Origin of the sequence: Brevibacillus sp. JB24b (assembly GCF_051713385.1) — a bacterium.
Taxonomy (GTDB): Bacteria; Bacillota; Bacilli; order Brevibacillales; family Brevibacillaceae; genus Brevibacillus_B; species Brevibacillus_B laterosporus.
This window is the reverse complement of record NZ_JBNVQV010000001.1, coordinates 4,677,401-4,702,068: the sequence shown is the minus strand read 5'-3', so window position 1 is coordinate 4,702,068 and position 24,668 is coordinate 4,677,401. Positions and strand designations below refer to the sequence as shown.

At 38.6% G+C, this 24,668-nt stretch carries 26 protein-coding genes and 1 pseudogene; 25 read left to right on the top strand and 2 right to left on the bottom strand.

Annotated features, from left to right (window positions below):
• Position 1 precedes the first annotated feature (1 nt).
• The 6 genes from alr (at position 2) to ACQV1I_RS22060 (ending at position 5,264) form a co-directional block, all read left to right on the top strand.
• Complete coding sequence (gene alr / locus ACQV1I_RS22085) at positions 2-1,321, top strand: alanine racemase (RefSeq protein ID WP_116334280.1); 1,320 nt, start codon at positions 2-4, stop codon at positions 1,319-1,321.
• Positions 1,322-1,576: 255 nt separating this feature from the next.
• On the top strand, positions 1,577-1,897 hold the full coding sequence (locus ACQV1I_RS22080) for a tyrosine-type recombinase/integrase (RefSeq protein ID WP_328588845.1): 321 nt from the start codon (positions 1,577-1,579) through the stop codon (positions 1,895-1,897).
• A 382-nt stretch (positions 1,898-2,279) separates the two neighbouring features.
• Entirely contained in the window at positions 2,280-3,566 is a 1,287-nt protein-coding gene (locus ACQV1I_RS22075) for a helix-turn-helix domain-containing protein (protein WP_116334279.1), read from the top strand.
• Positions 3,567-3,582: 16 nt separating this feature from the next.
• The gene (locus tag ACQV1I_RS22070; protein ID WP_268878071.1) at positions 3,583-3,708 is read left to right on the top strand and encodes a hypothetical protein; all 126 of its coding nucleotides are present in this window, start codon (positions 3,583-3,585) and stop codon (positions 3,706-3,708) included.
• Between the two features lie 370 nt (positions 3,709-4,078).
• Positions 4,079-4,156, top strand: coding sequence for an aspartyl-phosphate phosphatase Spo0E family protein (locus ACQV1I_RS22065; protein WP_438769990.1), 78 nt, complete (start codon positions 4,079-4,081; stop codon positions 4,154-4,156).
• A gap of 295 nt (positions 4,157-4,451) precedes the next feature.
• Entirely contained in the window at positions 4,452-5,264 is an 813-nt protein-coding gene (locus ACQV1I_RS22060) for a hypothetical protein (RefSeq protein WP_116334278.1), read from the top strand.
• A 514-nt stretch (positions 5,265-5,778) separates the two neighbouring features.
• Here the strand turns inward: ACQV1I_RS22060 and ACQV1I_RS22055 are convergent.
• A protein-coding gene (locus ACQV1I_RS22055; protein WP_116335482.1) for an IS3 family transposase occupies positions 5,779-6,929 on the bottom strand; the annotation gives its coding sequence in 2 pieces (ribosomal slippage) (positions 5,779-6,689 and positions 6,689-6,929; 1,152 coding nt in all).
• 568 nt (positions 6,930-7,497) lie between these two features.
• Here ACQV1I_RS22055 and ACQV1I_RS22050 point away from each other — a divergent pair.
• From ACQV1I_RS22050 to sufB, 19 genes are all read left to right on the top strand, one after another.
• A complete protein-coding gene (locus tag ACQV1I_RS22050; RefSeq protein WP_018670391.1) occupies positions 7,498-7,626 on the top strand; it encodes a hypothetical protein in 129 nt (42 codons plus the stop codon).
• Between the two features lie 468 nt (positions 7,627-8,094).
• Positions 8,095-8,286: a recombinase zinc beta ribbon domain-containing protein gene (locus tag ACQV1I_RS22045; RefSeq protein WP_116335386.1), complete on the top strand. Its 192-nt coding sequence runs from the start codon at positions 8,095-8,097 to the stop codon at positions 8,284-8,286.
• 84 nt (positions 8,287-8,370) lie between these two features.
• Positions 8,371-8,742, top strand: a complete 372-nt coding sequence (locus ACQV1I_RS22040) for an arsenate reductase family protein (RefSeq protein ID WP_018670392.1) — start codon at positions 8,371-8,373, stop codon at positions 8,740-8,742.
• A gap of 201 nt (positions 8,743-8,943) precedes the next feature.
• Positions 8,944-9,489 (top strand): peroxiredoxin, encoded by a 546-nt coding sequence (locus ACQV1I_RS22035; RefSeq protein ID WP_003334553.1) that lies wholly within the window; start codon positions 8,944-8,946, stop codon positions 9,487-9,489.
• 91 nt (positions 9,490-9,580) lie between these two features.
• Complete coding sequence (locus ACQV1I_RS22030; protein WP_094700488.1) at positions 9,581-10,033, top strand: redoxin domain-containing protein; 453 nt, start codon at positions 9,581-9,583, stop codon at positions 10,031-10,033.
• 150 nt (positions 10,034-10,183) lie between these two features.
• Complete coding sequence (gene gcvH, locus ACQV1I_RS22025) at positions 10,184-10,564, top strand: glycine cleavage system protein GcvH (protein WP_018670394.1); 381 nt, start codon at positions 10,184-10,186, stop codon at positions 10,562-10,564.
• 150 nt (positions 10,565-10,714) lie between these two features.
• Positions 10,715-12,067, top strand: a complete 1,353-nt coding sequence (locus tag ACQV1I_RS22020; protein ID WP_116335387.1) for a hypothetical protein — start codon at positions 10,715-10,717, stop codon at positions 12,065-12,067.
• Positions 12,068-12,115: 48 nt separating this feature from the next.
• Positions 12,116-12,811, top strand: a complete 696-nt coding sequence (locus tag ACQV1I_RS22015) for a response regulator transcription factor (RefSeq protein ID WP_018670396.1) — start codon at positions 12,116-12,118, stop codon at positions 12,809-12,811.
• Positions 12,812-12,814: 3 nt separating this feature from the next.
• On the top strand, positions 12,815-14,203 hold the full coding sequence (locus ACQV1I_RS22010) for a HAMP domain-containing sensor histidine kinase (RefSeq protein ID WP_116335388.1): 1,389 nt from the start codon (positions 12,815-12,817) through the stop codon (positions 14,201-14,203).
• Positions 14,204-14,433: 230 nt separating this feature from the next.
• Positions 14,434-14,865 carry a hypothetical protein gene (locus ACQV1I_RS22005; RefSeq protein ID WP_116335389.1) on the top strand — a complete coding sequence of 144 codons (432 nt, stop codon included), beginning with the start codon at positions 14,434-14,436 and terminating at the stop codon, positions 14,863-14,865.
• Positions 14,866-14,922: 57 nt separating this feature from the next.
• On the top strand, positions 14,923-15,324 hold the full coding sequence (locus tag ACQV1I_RS22000) for a VOC family protein (protein ID WP_003334561.1): 402 nt from the start codon (positions 14,923-14,925) through the stop codon (positions 15,322-15,324).
• A 293-nt stretch (positions 15,325-15,617) separates the two neighbouring features.
• Positions 15,618-16,109 carry an SCP2 sterol-binding domain-containing protein gene (locus ACQV1I_RS21995; protein WP_236645941.1) on the top strand — a complete coding sequence of 164 codons (492 nt, stop codon included), beginning with the start codon at positions 15,618-15,620 and terminating at the stop codon, positions 16,107-16,109.
• A gap of 278 nt (positions 16,110-16,387) precedes the next feature.
• Positions 16,388-17,965, top strand: coding sequence for a phosphoenolpyruvate carboxykinase (ATP) (gene pckA, locus ACQV1I_RS21990; RefSeq protein ID WP_116335391.1), 1,578 nt, complete (start codon positions 16,388-16,390; stop codon positions 17,963-17,965).
• Between the two features lie 247 nt (positions 17,966-18,212).
• A complete protein-coding gene (locus ACQV1I_RS21985) occupies positions 18,213-18,803 on the top strand; it encodes a DUF1802 family protein (protein ID WP_116335392.1) in 591 nt (196 codons plus the stop codon).
• 364 nt (positions 18,804-19,167) lie between these two features.
• The gene (gene sufC, locus ACQV1I_RS21980; RefSeq protein WP_018670403.1) at positions 19,168-19,950 is read left to right on the top strand and encodes a Fe-S cluster assembly ATPase SufC; all 783 of its coding nucleotides are present in this window, start codon (positions 19,168-19,170) and stop codon (positions 19,948-19,950) included.
• Between the two features lie 24 nt (positions 19,951-19,974).
• A complete protein-coding gene (sufD, locus tag ACQV1I_RS21975; protein ID WP_116335393.1) occupies positions 19,975-21,276 on the top strand; it encodes a Fe-S cluster assembly protein SufD in 1,302 nt (433 codons plus the stop codon).
• Complete coding sequence (locus ACQV1I_RS21970; protein ID WP_094702767.1) at positions 21,273-22,499, top strand: cysteine desulfurase; 1,227 nt, start codon at positions 21,273-21,275, stop codon at positions 22,497-22,499. Before sufD ends, ACQV1I_RS21970 begins: the two co-directional genes overlap by 4 nt.
• A complete protein-coding gene (gene sufU, locus ACQV1I_RS21965; protein ID WP_018670406.1) occupies positions 22,486-22,923 on the top strand; it encodes a Fe-S cluster assembly sulfur transfer protein SufU in 438 nt (145 codons plus the stop codon). The genes ACQV1I_RS21970 and sufU overlap by 14 nt, the downstream gene beginning before the upstream one ends.
• A 42-nt stretch (positions 22,924-22,965) precedes the next feature.
• The gene (gene sufB / locus ACQV1I_RS21960) at positions 22,966-24,363 is read left to right on the top strand and encodes a Fe-S cluster assembly protein SufB (protein ID WP_116335394.1); all 1,398 of its coding nucleotides are present in this window, start codon (positions 22,966-22,968) and stop codon (positions 24,361-24,363) included.
• A gap of 62 nt (positions 24,364-24,425) precedes the next feature.
• Here sufB and ACQV1I_RS21955 read toward each other — a convergent pair.
• Positions 24,426-24,602: pseudogene (locus ACQV1I_RS21955) on the bottom strand (tyrosine-type recombinase/integrase); the annotation flags it as partial.
• Positions 24,603-24,668: the final 66 nt, after the last annotated feature.

Here is a 24,668-nt window from a genome sequence, read left to right as displayed (position 1 = left end):
AATGGACAAATTCTATCGGGACACGTGGGTAGAGGTCAATTTGGACGACATACAAACTAACATACGAACCTTTCGGAAGCATATTCCTGAAAAAACTCAAATCATGGCGGTAGTGAAAGCAGATGCTTATGGACATGGCTCCGTAGAAGTAGCAAGAGAAGCTCTAGCGGCAGGTGCTACCGCTTTAGCAGTTGCGTTTCTAGATGAAGGAATTGTTCTAAGAAAGGCGGGTATCACGTGTCCAATACTAATCTTAGGGTACACGCCTATAAGTGCAGTGCAAGAAGCATATGAATGGAACATTTCGTGTACTGTGTTTCAAACGAATTGGCTAAAAAGAGCTGAAAAAATAATAAGTAAGAAACAGGGAAAGAAGAAGGTCAATAAGCATGGAGACAAATCTGGAGACAAATCTGAAGATAAAAATGAAGATAAAAATGAAGATAAACCTGAAACCGAGAATACCCAAGATAAGAAGGAAATATCCACTCAGGAGCGTAAACGTTTGTCGGTTCATATTAACATTGATACAGGCATGGGAAGGATTGGAGTAAGGACAAAAAAAGTACTTCTTTCTGTCGTGAAGGGTGTCAATAAAAGTGATGTTTTTCAATGGGATGGCATTTATACTCACTTTGCCACGGCTGATTCAAGGGATATTACCTACTTGAATCAGCAATTTGAACGGTTTCAAGACTATTTGGAATTTTTGCGGGAAAAAGGGTATCAGCTACCTGCTATTCACTGCTGCAATACTGCGGCTGCGATGACCCATCCTGAGTGGGGATTTAGTTATATACGATTGGGAATTGGAATGTATGGTTTATACCCATCTGTCTATATAAAATCTTTACATATACTTAACCTAGAACCTGCTCTTCAAGTAAAAACCCGTGTTTCAAATGTTAAGTTTATGCAAAAGCCGTATGGCATAAGCTATGGAGTTACCTATATCGCTACACCAGGGGAACAGATTATTACTCTGCCGATCGGTTATGGAGATGGTTTCTCACGTTTGCTTTCGAATAAGGGAAGTGTCCTATTACAAGGTCAACGATTTAGCGTGGTAGGTAGGGTAACGATGGACCAATGTATGGTAAGTGTGGATAAAATAAAGGCAAAAGTAGGAGATGAGGTTGTTATTTACGGTCGATCTGGCAAAGAAGAGATAACACTTGAAGAAGTAGCCGAACTAATAGGAACGATTAATTATGAGGTAGCGTGCATGCTTAATTATCGATTACCTCGTGTGTATACCAAACAGCATAAAGTCGTCTCAGTACGTAATTTATTAGAGTCAATAAATTCTAAGCCAATTTAAAACATATTAAGAACTAACAGATCAGATACGTTCAAAAGGTATAAATGCTGGATAACTTGAAAAAACTAACTCTGGGCAATTTTTGATAGTAGATTATGTCCGCTCAGACGTTCAGCAGTACATGGATTATCTAGTGGCAAAGAAAAAGTCAGCTTCAACCATAAACAAGATTTATAATGCCAATCAAATCATTCAGTCGATGGAATGGCAAACAAGAGATTGTGGAAGATATTCGAGTAATCAAACAAGTGGACTATAAACAACAAGCCCCTAAAAGAAGTAAGAAGGGCGATAAAAAGATACATAGAGGAACGATCTGACAGTAACGATGCACTGTTTCTGAGTAACCGACAGCAGCGTATTAGTGTAAGAAGTGTTCAACATTTATTAGAGAAGTATGGTTTTCATGCTCATCAATTAAGACATACATTTATTACAGCACTAGTAAGAGACAATCAAGATATAGGAGTGATTCAGTCTCTTAGCGGACATAAGTCAACGGATATGGTTTTACGTTATAGTAAGCCAACAGAGGAAGAGAGACAAAAAGCGGTTGATAATTTGTTTTTAAAGTAGCTATCCTATAGGATGGCTTTTTGTTTCATAATGACTGAATAGTTTTTAGAAGGGGGATACTTTACATCCATTCAGCATGTGCATATTCGAATATGGGGATGAACACTTCCATAAATCCACCCTAGATGTTGAATTTACGATACGTTAACAGATGTAATCATAAAGTCGTTCATACTTCTCTTTTTTGATACCCTTTGATGAAACATACATTTTATTAGAGCTATTTATAATCCTTGACTTTCAAAATCCTTTTCATAAAAGAAAGTAAATCAATCTATTATTTTTTATTGTTATTTACAAAAATATACAATAAAGTTAGAATCAAGTTAAGATTGATAAAGGAATCAATGGGATTATTTATAAATTATGGAAGGGGATTAACATGAGTGTAAGTTTAACTTTCACAACATTGGGGGAACTGATAAAGGGAAAAAGAGTAGAAATAGGCATCAGTTTGTCAGAAGTGTCCAGAATAACAGGGATTAGTAAAGGGGTTTTATCAAAGATTGAATCTGGAGATACGAAACGTCCAGAGCTTCGGACATTAAAACCAATTGCAGATGTTTTAGAAATCCCTTATGAAGAGATAATTGAACGCTATGTTGAAATAGAACATCGGATCGAGGTTTTGGATGATATATTACAGTTGTGCATTGAAGTTTCAAGCCCTTCTTTGATGACTAAGGTGGCAAAGAAATTCCTTGAGAATTCTAAAGAAGAAACATATGTACTATTAGAGCATGTATTTTGTCTTGCTAATAATACTGCAAGCAATGAAGTTAGACTGTCGCTATACAATACAATTATTAAATATGCAAGGGTACACGGAATTCCCATGTACATAGCCAAATCGTCCCTGCAAAAATACCTAATTGAAAGACAAGATTTTAAGACTATGGAGGAGTCTTTTAAGATTGGTGAAGAAGTTATTCATTATGTAGATTTTTTATCTGAGGAAGAAAAGATAATTTTATATTTCAGAATGGCGCTTCAAGCATATGCTATAAAGAAATATAAGGCTTGTATTGAACTATGCGAAGCAGGGATTACATTAGAAAAAAATGATACAGAGCTAAAAGCTAGAGCATATTTAGCAATGATTAACTCGCTCTATTTTTTAGGTTTTTATGATGAAATTGAGAGGCATCTGACTGTTTATAAAAAATTTGATTATCATTTTGTCAATGAATCAGCTACATTGACTAAAGCAATGGTAAAGGCGAAAAGAAAGGAATACGAAACAGCCATCCCACTGTTACTTGAGTGCCTACAAAATACCAGCAAGGGTTCAAAAATTCATGCAGTTAATGAATTATTTGAACTATATTTAGAGACGGGGAAATTTGATTCCATTGCAGAATTAATTGCACAAGAAGACAACTTCTTGAAGATTGAATCAAAAACACCTTATAAATATTATTCGACGGGATTGTATTTTCAATATAAAGCAAATTACCAAATTTTAATTAAATTATTTGAAGAAGGATTGGATAGTTACCTTAGCAGCATGTCTGCATATGGGAAAATCAATGCTTATCAAGATATTAATCAATGTATGGAAAGCATACTTGATTTTTATATATCCAAAAACAAAAATCTTGATTTACAAATGCTACATAAGCTTCAAAAGGTATATAATGGAATTACGCAGGATAAGATAATTAGTTAGCATAGGAGGGATTGAGATGAAAAAGGCAATTATAACGATTTTCATGACTTTAGCAATGGCAATTTCTATAGGCTCTATTGATTCTTTCTCTCATGTTGCAGAAGCTAAGATAATTCAGTATGCGTATGATCCAGGCTATTGACACTTATAATTTTTATGAGCGCTATTAATTAGCGTTCTTTTTTTGTGCTTTTTGTCGTAATTTGTAAAACGTTTCAATTTAATGGATTTTTAGTAAAATATAGAACAAGGTGGTAAAATAATGCTCAGGAGGAAGAAAGGAGGTGTCATCTTCAAAATATATAACTTAACAACTAAAAGGGACGTTCCCACTAGTTTGCACACCATCGGAACGCCCCACACCTTGAGCAACAAAAAATGTTACTCAAACTCATTTTACCACTCATCTACAGAATGTGAAAACAGAAAATATGAAATCTAAAGATGATTTACAGAAGCTAATTGAATTCCTCCGTCAAGAGTTAGAGATGTTGTATTACTAAAGAAGGCTCATTTTACACCCAACCGTAATACAAATAAGCCAACAGCTAGATGAGTACATCGTTATGTTTCAGAAGATTAGACGCTAGTTGGTCGATATGAATAGGCTGTACTGAAAACTTTACGAAACCCAGTAGGGGTATAATTATTATAGCCGTTTTTCAGCTATTCACTAAAGACCTCTAGGAGGTTTACAACGTGTTGATATGGGGTGACTCCTATCAATAAATTGCAATTGGAAAAATCAGCTAGAATATTACGACAACAAGAATTAAAACAACAATGGTCTGAACGCAGACTTGAACTGGTAGTTGAAACTAGGAGAACGATAAAAAATGTTAGATAGTAAATATCACTATTAAATTCCAAGTTGGAGGTACTAAAATGAAGAAAAAAATTGTATCCTTAGCAGTAGTCTTTATGACGATGATATCTTCAATCGGGTTTGCAGCAGAAAGCAATGAACATTCAGATTGGGGAGAAGACTCCTCCTTAAGTAAACAAGAAATACAGAAATTGATAGATGATGTTGGAATGGAAGAAAGTGAAATTAATGATTATCCCGTCCAAGTTCTTCACCAACTAATTCAAAATGATGCGAAGAAAATAGCAACTAATTATAAAGTCGTCAAAGAAGAGGCAATACAAGGTCTATCTGGTGAAGATATAGATGGTGGTACTTTGGAGTTGAGAGGAACTGCCTTCGAGGAAAAAAGTGATAAGAAAGGGAAAAAGAAGTTTTATTTATATGGAAAGTATGAATGGACAGATAGTCCACGTTGGGAATTAACAGACGGAATAAGTATTGGGTATCCAGTGAGTAATAAATGGACTTTGCCGATGTCAGCAAATGGGAAGGTTAAAGATTTTGAACTTCGATATTGTCATAAGCCAGATAACGTAGATAAAAAATGGAAGTGTTCCAAAAGTTACAAACCAAAAGATTGGGATCCAGGTGTAGGCGTTGGTGGAGAAATAGATTTAGAAGCAATGCCAAGTAACAACCTTCACAAAGGATATATTGGTCAATATGTATACACAGACGAAAGGAATTCAGGATCAACAAATATTAAATTTCAATACGGTCACCAAACTTGGGGTGGGAATGTAGAATTTGTTATATTTCCAGCCGGACTTTCAATTAAACCTCAATCAGTAAGTGAGGTAATTGATTTCGGTATTGAATTTGATTATTAAAATTCCTCGTATTATCGAAAGAAACCTTAAATCAATAATGTTAGTTTGAACGTTAAAACTTTTTTGCCTTCTTGAATCTCTTCCAAGATATTTTTCGAGGGTAGACAGAGATATTGGTACCCTCCTAAACTTCAAGACAAGTCCTCTTTTTGAAAGGGGACTTTCTCGTCTATCTAATCGCATTATTTGACGATGAGGATAACCTATATTAGGAGGTATTTATGAAATACTATTATTTATCTTTGTTATTGATATTTGCTTTTACGTTTTTGTTTAATTTTTTTGAAGTAATAAAATCATTACTGGAAAAAAACATGTCTCGTTATAAGACTTGTCGGATACTATCACTTATTAGTTTCTTATTGTTTATTACAATTTATATCTTAGCCTACAAAAAATAAAATATGTACACCATGAACTTATGTAATAATTTTGATTAAATGGGCTACTAGTCATCTTTTGTGGTAGCCCAATTGGATTTGAGTCAATATCTTGGACACAACTAAGTTAAGTACTAGGATACTTTTCTTTGCAAGTCTTCTACTTCTTGAGGTGTTTTGTAGCCTAGACTACCATGTATTCGGGTTCGGTTATACCAACCTTCTATATATGTAAAAAGCGCAAGCTTTGCGGATTCATAATCAATGTAAGTCACATGGTTTACTTCTTCTTTCTTCAGAATGGCATGGAACGATTCGATACAGGCATTGTCATAGGGACAGCCCTTTCTGCTAAATGAGTGAACAATGTGAAGTTGCTTAACATATTGCGTGAAATCCTTGCTTGTATATTGGGCACCTAAATCGGTATGAAGTACCAAATCCCTTGCGGGTTTTTGAGTATCATAGGCATTTTTTAATGCATGCAAAACTACATCCACTGTCACATGACGTGAAAAAGAGTACCCTATGATTTTTTTAGAATGTAGGTCAAGAACGGATGCCAAATAACACCAACCATCTCGAAGAGTATGAATATACGTAATATCTGCTACCCATTTCTCGTTAATAGATGTTGTTTTAAAATCTTGCTGAAGTAGATTAGGTCTCTCTATCACTCTGTCTTTGCTTCCTTGTGGGCGGAATTTTTTACGCGTAATGGATCGAATATCAGCCTTATTCATTAATCGTTGCACTTTTTTCTGGCTAATAGAAAAGCCTTCTCTATTCAAAAGATAGTGGATCTTGGGAGCACCATAACGTCCCTTGCTATCCTGATGAATTTCAATCATTCTCTTTGTAATCAGTTGATTCTCTTTATGACGTAGAGAGGGCTCTTTCTTTTGGAATTGATAGTATGTACTTCTGGAAAGATTGAGTACCTCACACATGGTCTGTACAGAGTACTTTTCTCTGTTTGCTTCAATAAATTGATTCCATTCTGCAATTTCTACTTTTTTGCGAATATGGCCATAGCCTTTTTTAGAATTTCATTTTCCTGTTTCAATCGCAGCATTTCCTTCTGCATAGCAGCAATCTCTTTAGGTGCTATAGATTGTCCTGCTTCTCCGAGAGGAGTAAATTCTTTGATCCATTTATAAATGGTGACTTCTGAAATACCATATTCGCTAGATAATTCCTTTACAGAGTAACCAGAGTGATAAAGATCTACCACTGTTCTTTTAAAATCTTCATTGTATCTCTTGTTCGTTTTTTTGTGTTCCATCCGGACTCATCTCCTCTTGTTTTCATTGTAAGGACTTAACTAAGAGGTGTCCATGAAACTATACTAACTCCAAATATCACTCCTCAGTTTTAATAATAAACACTCTATAGATGTTAGTTATATTTTATAAAAACCTATCAAGGATTTTGGATTAACTCTATCGGTTTTGCGGTTCCTGTCCACTAGCAATCCTTACCCGATCAGCCAGCTCCCCCAAGTATTTGGCTTGCTCCTTCATCATTGCATTCCAAAAATCTTTTTCCATACAGATCATGTCCACATTACAGTTAATACCAGCCACTTTCCCACTATCGGAATCTTGACAGCTATTGTTGGAGAGTTTGGGTTACGTAAGAAACAGCAAGATATAATGGAGGACATGATTGCACCTGCAAAAAAGCTGAACGAGCTTTTCAAAAAATCAAATCAAACTCTCCTAAGAATCTACAGAATTTGCTACCAATCCAAGGAGTAAGTGAAGCATCGTAAAATTATAGAACCGCCTTTTTATGGGCGGTTTTTTATTATAGATAGTTTATATTTTATTAACTTATAGGAGGCGATAAAGTTGGCTGAGTATTTTTTTCAAGTGTTGTATGCTGGTTTGTTAATTGCTATTGCTTTTGGGATTAAGGAACTGAACAAACAAATTAAAACTGTAATTGAATTACTCAAAAAAAATAATAGCAAGGAGTAAAGCTAAGATTTTGATATTACTTACTTACTATTTATATGGAGCCCTGTTAAACATATTTCATATACCTTAACGTCCGAATCCCCCATACTCGGACGTTTTTACTTGTGTTAAATAAGACCTGTGTGTTAGCTGTAAGATTAATCAACAAAGTATAGCCTTTTAAATATTAATTATAAAAGTTGTTAAGTTGTTTGACTGGGGCTATATTAACTTATTCGATCGCCCTTCCATATACAAAAGAAAAAATTTTAGAAACTAAGGTGCTCTTAATCAATTTTTTGTTATTTAAGAATATAATCAAAGTAGCAGTTATTGTACAAAAGAGGTGAATTCATGACAGTAACTACCTTTGAATAAATAAGGGTATCATCTGTGTAATACAGCTCACCAAGGTTTCTGCTTACATACTCTCTAAGAAAAGAAACTTGGTGTTCAATTGAATCACCTAATGTAAGCAAAAGCAAAAAAATGGTTAAATCTAATGCAAAATGTGGAGGTGCGATGGTTTGTCAAAAGAAAACATCCGAATGGCGAGGGAAAAGACATACGTCTAGATACTATAGATGCTCATCTACTCAAAACTATGGAGATAGAAAGTGTACTCAAAAAGGTATAAATGCTGGAAAACATGAAAAAACTACCTCTGAGCAATTCTTGTAGAGTTCACAAAAATGAAAGAAGGAAAATGTGTTACTAACCACGAAATTGAGGTTATGTCACATGTTTATAGAAGAGGTGAGGATTTTGACAAACGCACCAAATATTCGTTTGTATAGTTACGCAAAATGCAGTACATGTCGTAAAGCTAAACAATGGCTGGATACCAATGAGGTTACATATGAAGAGATTCCAATTGTAGATACTCCACCATCGAAAGAGGAATTACGACAAATCTGGCAAAATAGTGGAGTCGATATTCGTAAATTATTCAATACCAGCGGTCAATTCTATCGTGAGTTGAACTTGAAAGAAAAGCTGCCAACAATGTCAGAAGACGAGATGCTAGAGTTACTGGCATCCAATGGTAAACTTATTAAGCGACCTCTTATAACAAATGGTACGAAGACAACACTAGGTTTTAAAGAACAAACATTGGAAGAAATGTGGGGCAAATAGCGGATTCTTCTATACAAAAATGGAAGAGTTGGATACGAATCTCCATTACAATGGGTACTATACATAGAGATTGAGGATCATTGTCAAACAAAAACCACTGTTTAATAAAAATTATTACAAATTAATATTGACTATAATCTATTAGTTTTGATATCATAACTCTTGTAGATAATATTAACATTCCTTAAGGAGGTAATATATATGGCACAACGTATTATTGGTCTTCAAGCTCCTGATTTTTCAATGGAAACAGTATCCGGTGACGGAAAAGAATTCGGTCGTGTTTCCCTTTCTGATTATAAAGGTAAATGGTTGGTATTGTTCTTCTATCCACTAGATTTCACTTTTGTATGCCCAACTGAAATTATCGCTTTGAGCGATGCATACGAAGATTTCAAAGATTTAGATGCAGAAGTACTAGGTGTATCTGTTGACTCTGTACATTCTCACAAAGCTTGGATCAACACTCCACGCGATCAAAATGGTCTTGGTGGTTTGAACTATCCACTTGCTGCTGACTTTAACAAAACAGTTGCTCGTTCTTTCGGTGTGTTGGATGAAGAATCCGGTGCAGCTTACCGTGGTCTATTTATCATCGATCCAGAAGGCGTTGTTAAATACCAAGTAGTAACTGATATGAACGTAGGACGTTCTAACGACGAAACTCTACGTGTTCTCCAAGCTCTACAATCCGGCGGACTTTGCGCAGCTAACTGGCGTCCAGGCCAAGCTCATCTAAAAGGATAATTCCTGATTTAGATGGGGTATCGTTTTACACAAACAAAGGGTCTAACTTTACAGTGTTAGGCCCTTTTCTATATTAAAGGAGGCATGAACCATGCGTTTACGTGAAGAACTTCCAGATTTTCCAGGCATCACAGAATGGGTAAACGGTCAAGTTTCTAAGGCTGATTTGCAGGGCGAAAGAGCAGTTCTTGTACATTTCTGGTCCGTTAGTTGTTACATGTGCAAAGAATCTCTACCACAAATTAACGAGTGGCGTGACAAGTATGCAGATCAGGGCTTAAAAGTGATTGGTATTCATATGCCGCGTTCCGAAGCTGATACGGATATTGCTAAAATCAAAGAAACAATTGCTCAATATGAGCTTACACATCCAGTAGCGATTGATAACGAGATGGCAACAACAGATGCGTTTCAAAATGAATATGTTCCTGCCTACTATCTGTTTGACGAGACATTGGCACTTCGCCACTTCCAAGCAGGTGAAAAGGGCTTAAATATGGTCAAAAAACGTTTGCATCGAATTTTGGGTATTGAAGAGGATTAGGGTCCTTACATGTCCAATTATGTAGAGGGGAAACTCTAAAAAAACCCCGTTGCTCACAAGCTCCACACGATAAGAGCAATGTCGGCTTTGCCGTCACCAGAAGTCTTGGAATAATCATCCGAGTGTTCTACGAAAAAAGGAGGAAGTTAGATGGATTTTCCAAAAGAGTTACGTTACAGCGAAGAGCATGAATGGGTACGTGTAGAAGGCAACAAGGCTTATATCGGTATTACTTCTTTCGCTCAGTCCGAACTAGGTGACATCGTATTTGTTGAATTGCCAGAAGTAGGTTCCACAATCCAACGTGATGAACCATTCGGTAGTGTAGAATCTGTTAAAACTGTATCTGAGCTATATGCTCCAATTACTGGTAAAGTATTGGAAATCAACGGTGCACTAGAAGATGAACCTGAATTGGTAAATACATCTTCCTATGACAAAGCATGGATGATCGTGGTTGAGGTGTCTGATTCCAGCGAGTTGGATAAGCTTATGGATGCGGATAAATACGAAGCAATGGTAAAAGAATAATCAGTAACGCTTATTAACGTTATGAACAGAAAGATCGGTTATAAGAAACCGATCTTTTTTTGCTTTCGTAACCTTTTTGCAAACATTTTAAAGTGATACTCTTTTATAATGAAGAAAAGGTATGTAGTTTAGCTGGAGGTTTTCTTACATATGGTTATGAAAATGAGACATTGGAGCACTGGAATGCTGTTGATAGGGCTGCTGGCAGGTTGTACACCTGTTGCCTCCCCAAATGAATTGTTAAAGGCTCCTACTTTAAATGAAAATCAGGAAGAAGTAAAAAAGGCCGTATTAGCTAATTTGCCTCAAGGTAGCTCGCTCATGATTCCACGTAATAACCCAGGTGAAAATGGAGCCATTATCGAAAAAGACTTAAATGGTGATGGAAGTAATGAAGTCGTCGCCTTTTATAAATTGGGCGAGTATAACTTGGGATTTATTGTGATGCAAAAAACAGGGAATAGCTGGCAAAAGGTTGGGCAGATCGAGGAAACGGGTCAAGATGTGGATTATGTTGCCTTTGAGGATGTTTCAGGAGATAAGGAAAAAGAGATTTTCGTTAGTTGGATGGCAAGTGAAGAAGTAGACAAAGAGTTTGGCGGTTATAAGTGGAAAGATGGACAAATGATTCAAATTTTAAAAACATCTTGCAAGGAAGCTATCGTAGGGGATTTAGACAAGAGCGGGGTATCGAAAGCATATGTTTTCAAGCTGGATCGAGACAAAATGAAAGCTCCTGCGGAAGTGTACCAGTATGACAAAGCAATCTCGAAAATGAAAATGGTGCAGCAGTTGGAATTAGATTGGGTTAATGGGTATGAAAATGTTTTAGTAGGTAAAGCAACCAGAGAACAAAATGGGATATTTTTAGATTCTGGTGTCGGGGCTCATTCAGGGCAAACAGCCCTATTAGTAAGTAACAAGGGGAAGCTGACGCAGGTAGACCTGACCAATTATGATAACGTGGTGTTTAAGCCCTATTCTACTTTTAGTAAAGACGTTAATAATGATGGAATTATCGAAATCTCGACGTTAGTACAGCCGGTAGGAGCAGAAGATTTGTCCATGGTTGATACTCCTTGGATTACAGAGTGGTATCAATGGAACGGGCAAAAAAGCCTGATCAAAGTAAAAGAATCCTATGATGACGTTAACAATGGATTTCAAGTAAATATACCAAACTACTGGTTCGGGCATTACACGGTAAAGCTAGTTACTACGAAAGACGCAGGAACGATCACATTTTTATATGTAGACTCTCAGGGAAAGCCTTCTGCTGAGCTGTTTACCATTGATCCGATTAAAAAAACAGAATGGCCGAATACAGAGCGGGAGTTAAAGCTACAAAGAAAAGAGTATGGTGTTATTGATGAAAATGGAGAACACGTCTTTATTGTACGATTCCCGACTGATATGAGCAGAGTTCCAGCGATCGAGCAGTCTACTTATCGAAAAATGCTATTCAATTTGCAACAGGTTCAAGAGGTATTTCGCAAAATATAGATAGATTAGCAGAGCAGCTAGATACAGGGCAGAAAGGAGTAACGACAGATGAAAGTATTATTACTGGAAGATGAAGAATCCATCCGTGGATTTGTAAGAATTCAATTTAAACGAAATGGTTTTGAAGTGTTAGAGGCGGAGACAGGGGAAAAGGCCTTGGAAATTGCTAAGAAGGAGCCTGACATTGCGATAGCCGTATTAGATGTAATGCTCCCAGGAATCAGTGGTCTAGAGGTCTGTCAAGAGTTACGGAAGATGTACCCGCAATTGGGGATTATTATGCTGACTGCTAAAGCTCAAGAAGTAAATAAAATAGAGGGGTTAAATATAGGAGCAGATGATTACATTACAAAACCCTTCAGCGCCGCTGAGCTGATTGCTCGAATGAATTCACTTAAACGACGGGTAGAAACGGTACCTTCCACGGTAAAGCCAGGTGAATTGATTACTACAGGTCCATTTACCCTGCGATTGACGGATAGAAAAATGATTAAAAACGAGCAAGAAATAGATTGCACGCCTAAGGAATTTGCTATTATCCAATTATTAATGGAACAAAAGGATCGCGCAGTCAGTCGCGATGACATCTTAAATGAAGTTTGGGGAAAACACTATATTGGGGATTTAAAAGTAGTAGATGTCAACATTAGGCGCATTCGCCAGAAAATCGAGGATGACCCATCAAAACCGAAATATCTGGAGACAGTCTGGGGATTTGGTTATCAGTGGAAAGAAGGAACTTAGAACATGTATGGGATAAAAAAACGTCTAGTCATGAATTTTACCTTTGTCGTACTAATGGTAATTCTAGTACTAGGAAGTTCGTTTGTTTTAGGGGTACGTAGTTTTTATTATGGTGGTGCAGAACAAGCTCTTCTTAGTCGTATCAATGTGTCTACGACCTTTTATAACAAATACATTCAATATTATAATCTGCAAAATAAAGCGAAATATATTTTTGAGCATACGTCACAAGATGATCTGGCACATGTTGAAATCATTGATTTAGATGGTAATGTGATTTTAGATTTTAACGGTTTTACCAAACGGAAAAGTGTACTTACGCAAGATGTGCAAGACGCATTAAAAGGCGACACAGGGATTTGGATGGGGAAAAATGAAGATACAGGTGAGCATATCCTTGCAGTATCTAAGCCGCTCACTTTTTATGATTCAACAGCAGGAGTCTTACGCTATGTGACCTCTGTTGAAGCGATTGACAAGGTTGTTAATCAAATAACTTTGCTTGTTTGGAGCATTGGAGCTGGTCTCGTCCTTCTATCTCTTATTTTAAATTTGATTTTATCTAAGCGGATTATAACTCCTATCGTTGAGCTTACGGGTGCGGCCAAGTCAATGGCAAAAGGTGATTTTAGTCAACGAGCTAGGAAGGTAGGAGACGATGAGGTTGGAACGTTGGCTGAAACCTTTAACTATATGGCTAGCGAATTAGAGAAGGCTGAGGAAATCAAGAACGACTTTATTTCTTCTGTCTCCCACGAATTGCGAACTCCCTTGACTTCTATTAAAGGTTGGTCTGAAGTGGTCTTGACGGGTGACATGGAAGACAAGGAAGAGACACGTATGGCCATGCAGATCATTGTTAAGGAATCCGATCGACTAACTGGATTAGTGGAACAATTGCTAGACTTTTCCCGTTTGCAGGCAGGAGGGATGGAGATTCATAAGACAGAGCTAGAGGTGAATCAGCTTTTAATGGATGTTCAGCAGCAATTTTTAGCACGTGCCTTCCAAAAAGAGATCCAATTGGTGACGGAAACTCCAGATGAACATTTGATCGTATTAGGAGACGAGAATCGATTAAAGCAAGTGGTGATTAATCTACTCCATAATTCAATGAAGTTTAGTGAGGAGCACACCACTATTACAATTCGCAGCTATCGGGAAGATCAGATGGTTATTATTGAAGTTATTGATCAGGGAGCTGGAATATCAGAAGAGGAATTGCCTAGAATTACGGATAAATTTTACAAAGGTAAGCATAAGCAATCAGGTAGCGGCATCGGATTATCTCTATGTTTAGAAATTGTAAAGTTACATCAGGGAACACTTCACATAACGAGCAAAGTAGGCATAGGTACAACGATTCAGGTCCGTTTACCTATGAATATATAATACGAGTAGTGAAGGAGAATAACAGGATTCCATTGAAAAATCATCAGAAACGGCTATAATCAAATACGGGATTGGTAGAATTATCATTGGTGAAACTGGTAGCATTTTAAACCTAGCATATCGGAAGCTTGTAAGATACAATCAAAGGACAATAACGATTTTGTACTTGTGTGTCTGTTCAGATAAAAACAAATAAGAGTTCGACCACATGTACATGGAAGGGAGAGCTTATGGGTTTTTGCTGTGGAGCAGGGATGATTGGCTCTTTTGGAACACTTCGTCACGAGCAAATTATGGTGCACAATGTACCAATTATGTATTGTCCAGTTTGTAATCGTACGAGGGTTCATCCAACCGTTGAAGGTGAGTATGAAATTCTTGTCGAATATGCTCAGGGAGATCACGCAGCAGAAGTAGATTTCGCAGAGTTTGTAGATTTAGATAAGCTGTCCGAGCTGTTTGAGAACTGTTCAATGACAGATCAAGGTTCTTATGATGAAAGTCTGAAACGACAAATTGACATCGCCCTTGATTTGCTAGGTGTAGCCAAACAAATGAACGATTTGGAATGGCGAGAAGCTTTAACAAATAGATTAACAAATTTAAGCCATCGGTTACGACAACATCACGCCAATGAGCGAAAGACAAAAAAAGCCTTTTAATAGGGGCTAACCAGTGAACAGTTGATGGAGGTCAGCCGTTTAGGAGGATTGTATTCGATGCTTCAACTTCAAGGTGTTCATCATATTGCTCTTAGCTGTCGCAATGTGATGGGCGTAGCTCAATTTTTTCAAGAGATTTTAGAAGTACCGATTTCTCTTGATCAATCGGGAGAAGATGAGCCAGTTTATTTTAACATTGGGCCTTATACACGAATTGGTCTACATCCAACTACCAAAGAGCTAAATATAAATTCCGGTCACGTCGATCACATTGCATTTGCAGTGGCGACACGTGATGAATTAGACTATCTTGTTGATAAGCTGGAAGCGGAAAATATATGTTACCGTGGGCCGATTGAACGCCCGGGAAGTTATAATCTTTATTTTGAAACGCCAGACGGTCACCACTTGGAGATTCGGTTGGACAAGGATGAAGAGGATGAAACGGATGACGCCTAGAGAGGGCGTCTTTTTTCTTTGTGTATATTTCGCTAAACATCAACAAAAAAAGGTCTGCCTTCACTTGGAAAAGGCAGACAGAAAGGAGTTTATAATGAAAAAGGGGGTACTAATGGGTGAGTAGTAGGTAATATACCTATCTACTAATTATTACCTATTATGCATTATTTTTCGGAAAATTTCAATCATTTTTTAATATTTTTTTAAAAAGTTAAATCAGTTTCCGCATATTCAACAAATTATCTTCTGGATTTTATTCGTGATATTTACTCCGTGAAGGAGAACGTAGAAATATGACGATAAAAACAGGCTTTAGTAGACAGGGAACGACAAAGCCTCCAATTCCTCGCCAAAGGTATCGACGGACCAATTTACGAATATGTAGTAGTGAATGGGTCGGATGTGAGCGGGGGGGGATGACAATGGCTTCTCAATTAGAAGTGGTATTGTTTGAAGTACAAAAACGCTTGGAACGAAAAGGACACTTACAAAATTTAATGAAGGATTGGGATCGTAAAATTGGATTCAAATTGGAAGACGGCACACGAGATTGTTGTTTAGTTTTTGGAAATGGAAAAATAATCGTAACAGAGTGGAATGCAAAGCAAAAGATGGATGTTGTTGTAAAAGGGGAAATTCAAAGCTTACAGATGCTTTTGACAGGAGATGAGCTTTCCTATCGATATGCTAAGGGGAACATTGAGATGAAGGGGCACGTCCGGGATCAATTAAAATTAGACTCACTGCTACGATTGTCTTTGGGAAATGAGCAAAAACTAGCCTAGTTTCTGATCATAAATATGCTCGTAGATATCAATACTATATAGATTACATCTGCCGCTTTTTAGAAAGGGGCTATTTGTTTTGACTACCGAAGCTGAAGATAGAATTCCATTTACTAGGCACATACCCAATTTTGAACGAATTATCTCTAGTTATTCACATCTTTTTAAAAAAAAATCGCAAAATCTTGTAGCTTAATTGATCTAATGTGATATACTAATTAAAAATAAAACATGATATAGCCCACAATTTTTACAGTTGGGGAAGGAGATATATTTACATGGAAGCCAAAACGGTTAAGCGTCTATCTGAAGTTCTTGCTGGTGCCAATGCTCATTATAATTTGGCTGTACCCAAGTTGATTGAAGAAGCAATTAAACGTGGCGAAGGAGTTCTGACAGATAAAGGCGCTTTAAACGCGCTAACTGGCAAATTCACAGGGCGCTCTCCGAAAGATAAATTCATAGTTGATGAACCCTCTGTCCATGACAAAATTGATTGGGCCAATAACAAACCCATTCAAATCGAAAAATTTGAGCAATTACATGCAGAAGTTTTAGCTTACCTAGAGAACAAGGAACTTTATGTTTTTGACGGATTTGCTGGAGCGGATCGCAACTTTCGTTTGCCAATTCGTGTGGTAAATGAATTTGCTTGGCATAATTTATTTGCTCATCAATTATTTATCCGCCCAACAGTGGAAGAATTAGAAGGGCATCAAGCCGATTTTACTGTTATCTATGTTCCGAACTTCAAAGCAAATCCAGAGGTTCATGGAACCAATTCTGATACATTCATTATTATTAGTTTTGAACAGAAAGTAGTATTAATAGGCGGAACAGAATATGCCGGTGAAATGAAGAAGTCTATTTTTAGTGTGATGAATATGTTGTTACCTGAACGTAATGTGTTATCTATGCATTGTTCTGCTAATATTGGACGTGATGGCGATGTTGCTTTATTCTTTGGTTTGTCGGGTACAGGGAAAACTACCCTATCTGCTGATACAGACCGCCGCTTGATTGGCGATGATGAACATGGATGGTCTGATCAAGGTGTTTTTAATATTGAAGGAGGATGCTACGCAAAATGCATCCGGCTTTCTGAACAAGGAGAACCACAGATTTGGAATGCAATTAATTTTGGTGCCGTGCTAGAAAATGTAGTGGTCGATCAGGCTAGTGGTATCGCAAATTATGATGATGATCGTTACACAGAAAATACGCGCGCAGCTTATCCTGTAGAAGCGATTCCAGGAGCTGTCATACCTGGTGTGGGTGGTCACCCTAATGTGATTCTTTTCCTAACAGCAGACTCTTTTGGGGTAATTCCTCCCATCTCTAAATTAAACAAAGAACAGGCGATGTATCATTTCTTATCTGGCTATACGAGTAAAATGGCTGGTACAGAACGCGGTATAACAACGCCACAAAGCGAGTTCTCTACTTGCTTTGGCTCTCCTTTCTTACCGTTACGTCCTGTGGTCTATGCAGAAATGCTAGGTAAAAAGATTGATGAGTCTAATGCGCTTGTATATCTGGTTAACACGGGCTGGACAGGTGGACCTGTGGGGGTAGGAAGCCGTATGAAATTGGCATTTACGCGTGCTATGGTAACGGCTGCTCTGCACGGTGAGTTGGAAAAGGTTGAGTACGCCACTGACCCCGTTTTTGGAGTACAAGTGCCAACCACTTGCCCAGGGGTACCTAGCGAAGTGTTACAACCACGTGATACATGGGCAGATAAGGATGCCTATGATCAGCAGGCAAATGAATTAGCAAAGCTGTTCCAGGCTAACTTTGCTAAAAAGTTTCCCAAAGCACATGATATTTCACAGGCTGGTCCTGTCGTTAAATAAGAAAAGTAGTAGAAGACCCGGGAGTTTCTCCGGGTCTTTTTGTATGTTGCCTGATTGTGTGTCGAGTCCATGACAAATCGAACTCGTTAACTTTGCTAGGGTAGGGAATTCTGCTACACTGTGAGGAGTGACTAATAGAGAAAACTTCTCAAGTCTGAATCAATAGACACGTACACCTAGACATAAAAGATAAGAGCACGTAGTTTAAAAGAGGATGGAATACTTAAAAGGGAAGGGGCAACTACACATGAGTAACGATAGAAAACAACCTGAATCCACACTTTCTTTAAAAGAGTGGGCAGTTGCGATTAAGGCATTAGGAGAAGGAAAACAGATTATTACTGTCCGCAAAGGCGGTTTATATGAAGAAACAAGAGATTTTAAACTAGAAAACGATACATTCTATTTGTACCCAACCTATGAGCACCAAAAAGCAGAGATGATTAAACCTGAGAATCAGTCTGATTTGGAAGCAACTCTTGTAGGCTGGAGCCTTGATAAGCCAACTGTTGATATCGAATACTTTGCTCATATTACCGATGATATTGAAATCTTAGATGAAGCAAAAATTCGTGCTTTGAACCCATACCATATCTGGACGGATGACTTCGCTGATGTCCGCTTGCATTGGAAAAAGAAAAAACCACTGCATATTCTATTTGCGCGAGTTTATAAATTAGACAAGCCAGTAACGATTGAAATTGCTGAAGAATATAAAGGCTGTAAATCTTGGCATAACCTATTGTCAAGCATTCCGCAAGAGGGTTATATACCAGTACTAAGCGACGAGAAATATGCACATAATCGTCAAGTGATTATGGATGTATTAACCAAATAAGTTTAAAATTTCTTTTTGACTGTAAGATTTGGAAAATCCCACTATGGCTAGTAGTGGGCTCTTTTCGTACTAGGGGAACGGTAATTTTACAAAATGGATAGGCGATTGAAACTACTGCTATGCGGCAGGAAAAACAGCATTACAAACAAGGAATTCTGCCGCGTAAAAATAGGCTTTTCCGGATTTAAGAAACATTCATGTTTTATAAATATGGCAATAGTTCTTTCCTTGCTTTCTTAGAATTATTATTATAAAATGTATTGAGAATGAATTGAGAATGCACAGGTTTTTCGATTAAGATAGTATAGTGCTTGTCTACAACATCGTGAAGACTGGTTGATCATAATATATGGAGGTATGCAAGATGGCTGCTGTACATCTACAGATTAAGAATTTACGCGCAAGGATCGAAGAGAAGGAAATCCTAAAAGGTTTGAACCTAGAGATTAAAGGTGGAGAAATCCACGCGATCATGGGACCAAACGGAACAGGTAAATCTACATTAGCATCTACGCTAATGGGACATCCTAAATATGAAGTAACTGATGGTGAAGTTACATTAGATGGTGAAGATCTATTGGAAATGGCTGTAGACGAGCGTGCTCGTGCAGGTCTGTTCCTAGCTATGCAATATCCATCTGAAATCACAGGTGTAACGAACTCCGATTTCCTACGTTCAGCAATGAATGCAACTCGTGGCGAAGGAAATGAAATCTCCTTAATGAAATTCATCCGTGAGATGGATAGCAAAATGAGCACATTAGAAATGGACGAAGCTTTTGCTCATCGCTACCTAAACGAAGGTTTCTCTGGTGGGGAGAAAAAACGTAATGAAATTCTACAAATGATGATGATTCAGCCTAGTCTCTGTATTTTAGATGAGATCGACTCTGGGTTAGATATCGATGCTCTTAAAATCGTAGCAAAAGGTGTTAATGAGATGCGCTCTGAGGATCGCGGTTTCTTAATCATTACTCACTATCAACGTCTACTAGACTATGTGAAGCCTGATTTTGTTCATGTAATGATGCAAGGTCGTATCGTAAAATCAGGTGGTCCTGAATTGGCAGAGCGTCTAGAAGCAGAAGGTTATGATTGGATTAAAGCTGAGCTCGGTATCGAAGACGAGACCGTTAACGCAGAATAAAAGGCGAAGGAGGTCGAGACTATCATGAGTACAGAAACACAACTTCGCTTTGGTAAAGAAGCGATTAAGCAATTTTCCCAAGCGAATCAAGAACCAGCCTGGTTTTTAGAAAAGCGTCTAGCTGCATTCGAACAAGCACAGACGCTAGATCTACCTGTGTTGGAGAAAAGCAAAATTGATAAATGGAACTTCGATCAATTTCACCCGTTCCAATTAGAAGCGCGTGTAGACAACATCGAACAATTGGATGAAGTCGTAAAAGAACAACTGGACGATAAAGATGTAACCAGCTTACTCGTACAGAAAAATGCGTCTGTCGTCTACCATAAGGTGGATGAAGAGTTGAAAAGCCAAGGCGTTATTTTTACTGACCTTGCTACAGCGCTTCGTGAACACGGTGAACTTGTGAAACAATATATCTATTCAATTGTCAAAGAAGACGAGCATCGCGTAGCTGCTTTGCATGCAACAGTAGTAAATGGTGGGGTATTCTTGTACGTTCCAAAAAACGTAGAAGTGAAAATGCCATTGCAAGCTATTTATGAAGTAGCAGGCGAAGAATCCTTGCTAGCTCCCCATGTTGTTATCGTAGCAGAAGCTAATGCGCGTGTAACCTATGTAGATTCATTTGTATCTGCTGGGGGAACCAACATGGTAGCAAATAGCGTTGTGGAAGTACACTTGGGAGCTAACGCTCACGTACAGGTGGCGTCTGTTCGTTCCTTCTCCACTGAGGTTCACGATTATACGTTCCGACGTGCCGTGATCGGTCAGGATGCTAACATGGAATGGATTTTAGGCGAGATGAATGATGGTAACACAGTTGCGAACAATACCTCCATTATGGAAGGTAAAGGTGGAAACGCTGATACCAAATCCATCACAGTAGGAACAGGTAAACAACGCCAAAATCTGACTTCCCAAGTTCAGCATATCGGAACACATACTGAATCCAATATGTTGAGTAAAGCGGTAATGACAGATGAAGCGATTGCCATCCTGAACGGAATTACCAAGATTGAAAAAGGCGCAGAAAAAGCAAACGGTGTGCAAGCAGAAAATATTTTGATGCTATCTGAAAAAGCTCGTGGGGATGCAAACCCAATCCTTTTGATTGATGAAGACGACGTAAAAGCTGGTCACGCTGCTTCTGTAGGTCGCGTGAGTGAGGAAAGCTTATACTATCTTATGTCTCGTGGTATTGAGAGAAAAGAGGCTGAGCGTCTTGTCATTATTGGATTCTTGGACCCAGTGGTCGCCGAGATTCCGATTGAAGGAGTGAGAAGCAAGCTACGCCAAGCATTGGAAAGGAAGTTAGGACGATGAACGCACATGAAGTCCGTAAATTGTTTCCTATCTTACATCAAGAAGTAAACGGTCATCCATTGGTATATTTGGATAGCGCCGCTACTTCGCAAAAGCCGATTCAAGTTCTTGAAGTGGTAGATAAATATTATCGTAGCTATAACTCTAACGTTCATCGCGGCGTACATACGCTTGGTACGTACGCGACGGACGCTTATGAAGGAGCACGTGAAAAAGTACGTGCGTTCATCAATGCGAAGGAAACAGCTGAGGTAATCTTTACTCGTGGTACGACTACTGCGTTAAACACCATTGCGATTGGGTATGCTCGTACGTTCCTTACTGAAGGGGACGAAATTGTAACCACGCTGGTTGAGCATCACAGCAATTTTATTCCTTGGCAACAAGCAGCAAAGGCAACTGGAGCAAGTTTCAAGTTTATCCCGTTAGCTGAAGATGGTACGATTACCTTGGAGGCAGTGAAAGCAACGATCACACCACAAACCAAAGTGGTAGCGATCCATCACATCTCTAACGTTTTAGGTGATACAACTCCCATCAAGGAAATTGCTAAAATTGCACATGAAAATGGCGCTATTTTGGTTGTGGATGGTGCCCAAAGCGCTCCACATAAAAAAGTTGATGTTCAGGATTTAGACTGTGATTTCTATGTGTTTTCCAGTCATAAGATGTGCGGACCTACAGGAATCGGCGTATTGTATGGAAAGCGTGCACTCTTGGAAAAAATGGAGCCAGTTGAATTTGGTGGCGAAATGATCGATTTTGTATATGAACAGGATTCCACATGGAAGGAGCTCCCTTGGAAGTTTGAAGGGGGAACGCCGATTATCGCCGGAGCCATCGGACTTGGGGCTGCGATTGATTTCCTAAATGATCTGGGCATGGACGAAATTGAAGCACATGAAAAGAAACTGATTAACTATGCAATGGAACAAATGAAAGAATTGGATGGACTTACGATTTACGGTCCTGTTGAACATAGAAGCAGTTTAATTACTTTCAACCTGGCGGACGTTCATCCGCATGATTTGGCAACGGTTTTGGATACAGAAGGTATTGCTGTACGTGCGGGTCATCATTGTGCACAGCCGTTGATGAGATGGTTGAAAGCTACAGCTACTGCCCGTGCCAGCTTCTATCTGTATAACACAGAAGAGGATGTGGATGCCTTAATCGCTGGGTTGAAAAAAGCGAAGGAGTATTTTGGAAATGTCTTCTCTTGATGATCTCTATAGACGTGTCATAATGGATCATTATCAAAAGCCACGGAATAAAGGAAAGCTAGAGGATGAAAACGGATTGGTTATCAATCTAAATAATCCAACCTGTGGAGACAGCATTTCGTTATCGTTACAAGTAGAGAACGGTGTAGTTGTGGACGCAAAATTTCTAGGAGAAGGTTGCTCCATCTCTATGTCTTCCGCTTCTATGATGACGGAAGCTGTAAAAGGAAAAAACGAAGAGGAAGCGTTACGCTTGATTCAGATTTTCTCTGATATGATGCAGGGAAAAGAACCGGATGACTCTATTGATTTAGGCGATATTGAAGCTCTGCAAGGTGTCTGCAAGTTTCCAGCGCGCATTAAGTGTGCAACGCTCGCCTGGAAGGCATTGGAGCAAGGTATTAACCAGACGGACGCAAAGTAATATACCCTCCAACTGAATGGTGAGGCAAAAGGAGTGAACGATATGGCGAAGAAAGCCCCTGAAATCCAAGAGTATCAATATGGATTCCACGATAAAGACGTTTCGATCTTCCGTACGAAAAAAGGTTTAACTCGTGAAATCGTAGAAGAGATTTCTAAAATCAAAGAAGAGCCAGAATGGATGTTGGAATTCCGTTTGAAAGCATTAGACATTTTCTATAAAATGCCGATGCCTAAATGGGGTGGCGACCTCGACGAATTGGATTTCGACAACATTACTTACTATGTAAAGCCATCTGAAAAAGCGGGTCGTAGCTGGGATGAGGTACCAGAAGAAATCAAAGCTACCTTTGATAAACTAGGTATCCCAGAAGCAGAGCAAAAGTTCTTAGCTGGTGTATCTGCACAGTATGAGTCTGAGGTTGTTTACCATAACATGCAAGAAGATTTAGAGTCTCTTGGTGTTTTATTTACTGACATGGACTCCGCGGTGCGTTTATACCCTGAGATCGTGAAAGAGTATTTTTCGACAGTTATTCCGCCAGCAGATAATAAATTCGCGGCTCTTAACTCTGCTGTATGGTCTGGTGGTTCCTTCATTTACGTACCAAAAGGTGTAAAAGTAGAAACTCCGCTTCAAGCATACTTCCGTATTAACTCAGAGAACATGGGTCAATTCGAGCGTACGCTGATCATTGCAGACGAAGATAGCTTTGTTCATTACGTAGAAGGCTGTACGGCGCCAATCTACAGCACAGATTCCTTGCATTCTGCTGTAGTTGAAATCATTATCAAAGAACGTGCTCGTTGCCGTTATACAACAATTCAAAACTGGTCTAATAACGTATATAACCTAGTTACAAAACGTGCTGTAGCTTATGCCGATGCAAACATGGAATGGATTGATGGAAACATCGGTTCCAAGTTAACGATGAAATATCCTGCGGTTATCATGAAAGGACCACGTGCGAAAGGTACAGTTCTCTCTATCGCAGTAGCAGGTAAAGGTCAACATCAGGATGCTGGGGCGAAGATGATTCATTTAGCACCTGATTGCACTTCCACAATCGTATCTAAGTCTATCTCTCGCGATGGTGGTAAAGTAACGTATCGTGGTTTAGCTCAATTTGGTCGTAAAGCAGAGGGAGCTAAATCCAACATTAAGTGTGATACATTGATTTTGGATAAATTATCTACTTCTGATACGATCCCATACAATGAGATCATGAATGACTACGTGACGCTTGAGCATGAAGCAACTGTGTCTAAAGTATCTGAAGATCAATTGTTCTACTTGATGAGCCGCGGTTTGAGTGAAGCAGAAGCAACAGAAATGATCGTAATGGGCTTTATTGAACCATTCACAAAAGAATTGCCAATGGAATATGCCGTTGAGATGAACCGTCTGATTAAGTTCGAGATGGAGGGAAGTATCGGATAACCTTGTTGTATCAAGGGTTTTCGGCTTCTGGCATAGGGTTTGTCCGGAATTTGCCCGGAATTTTAAAATTGAACATACCGTTCGTACTGACTCAAAGCGTCATCCTCGATCTTCTTGGTGACGTGAAGATATGTATCGGCGGTTACTTTAACACTTGCGTGTCCGAGTCTCTCGGACACGTATTTTATATTTACGCCCGATTCCAAAAGATGAACAGCATGGGTGTGACGTAAGGCATGCGGTGAGAGAACAGGAACACCTGCACGCTTACATACTTCTTTGACATATTCGCGTTTACCAGAACG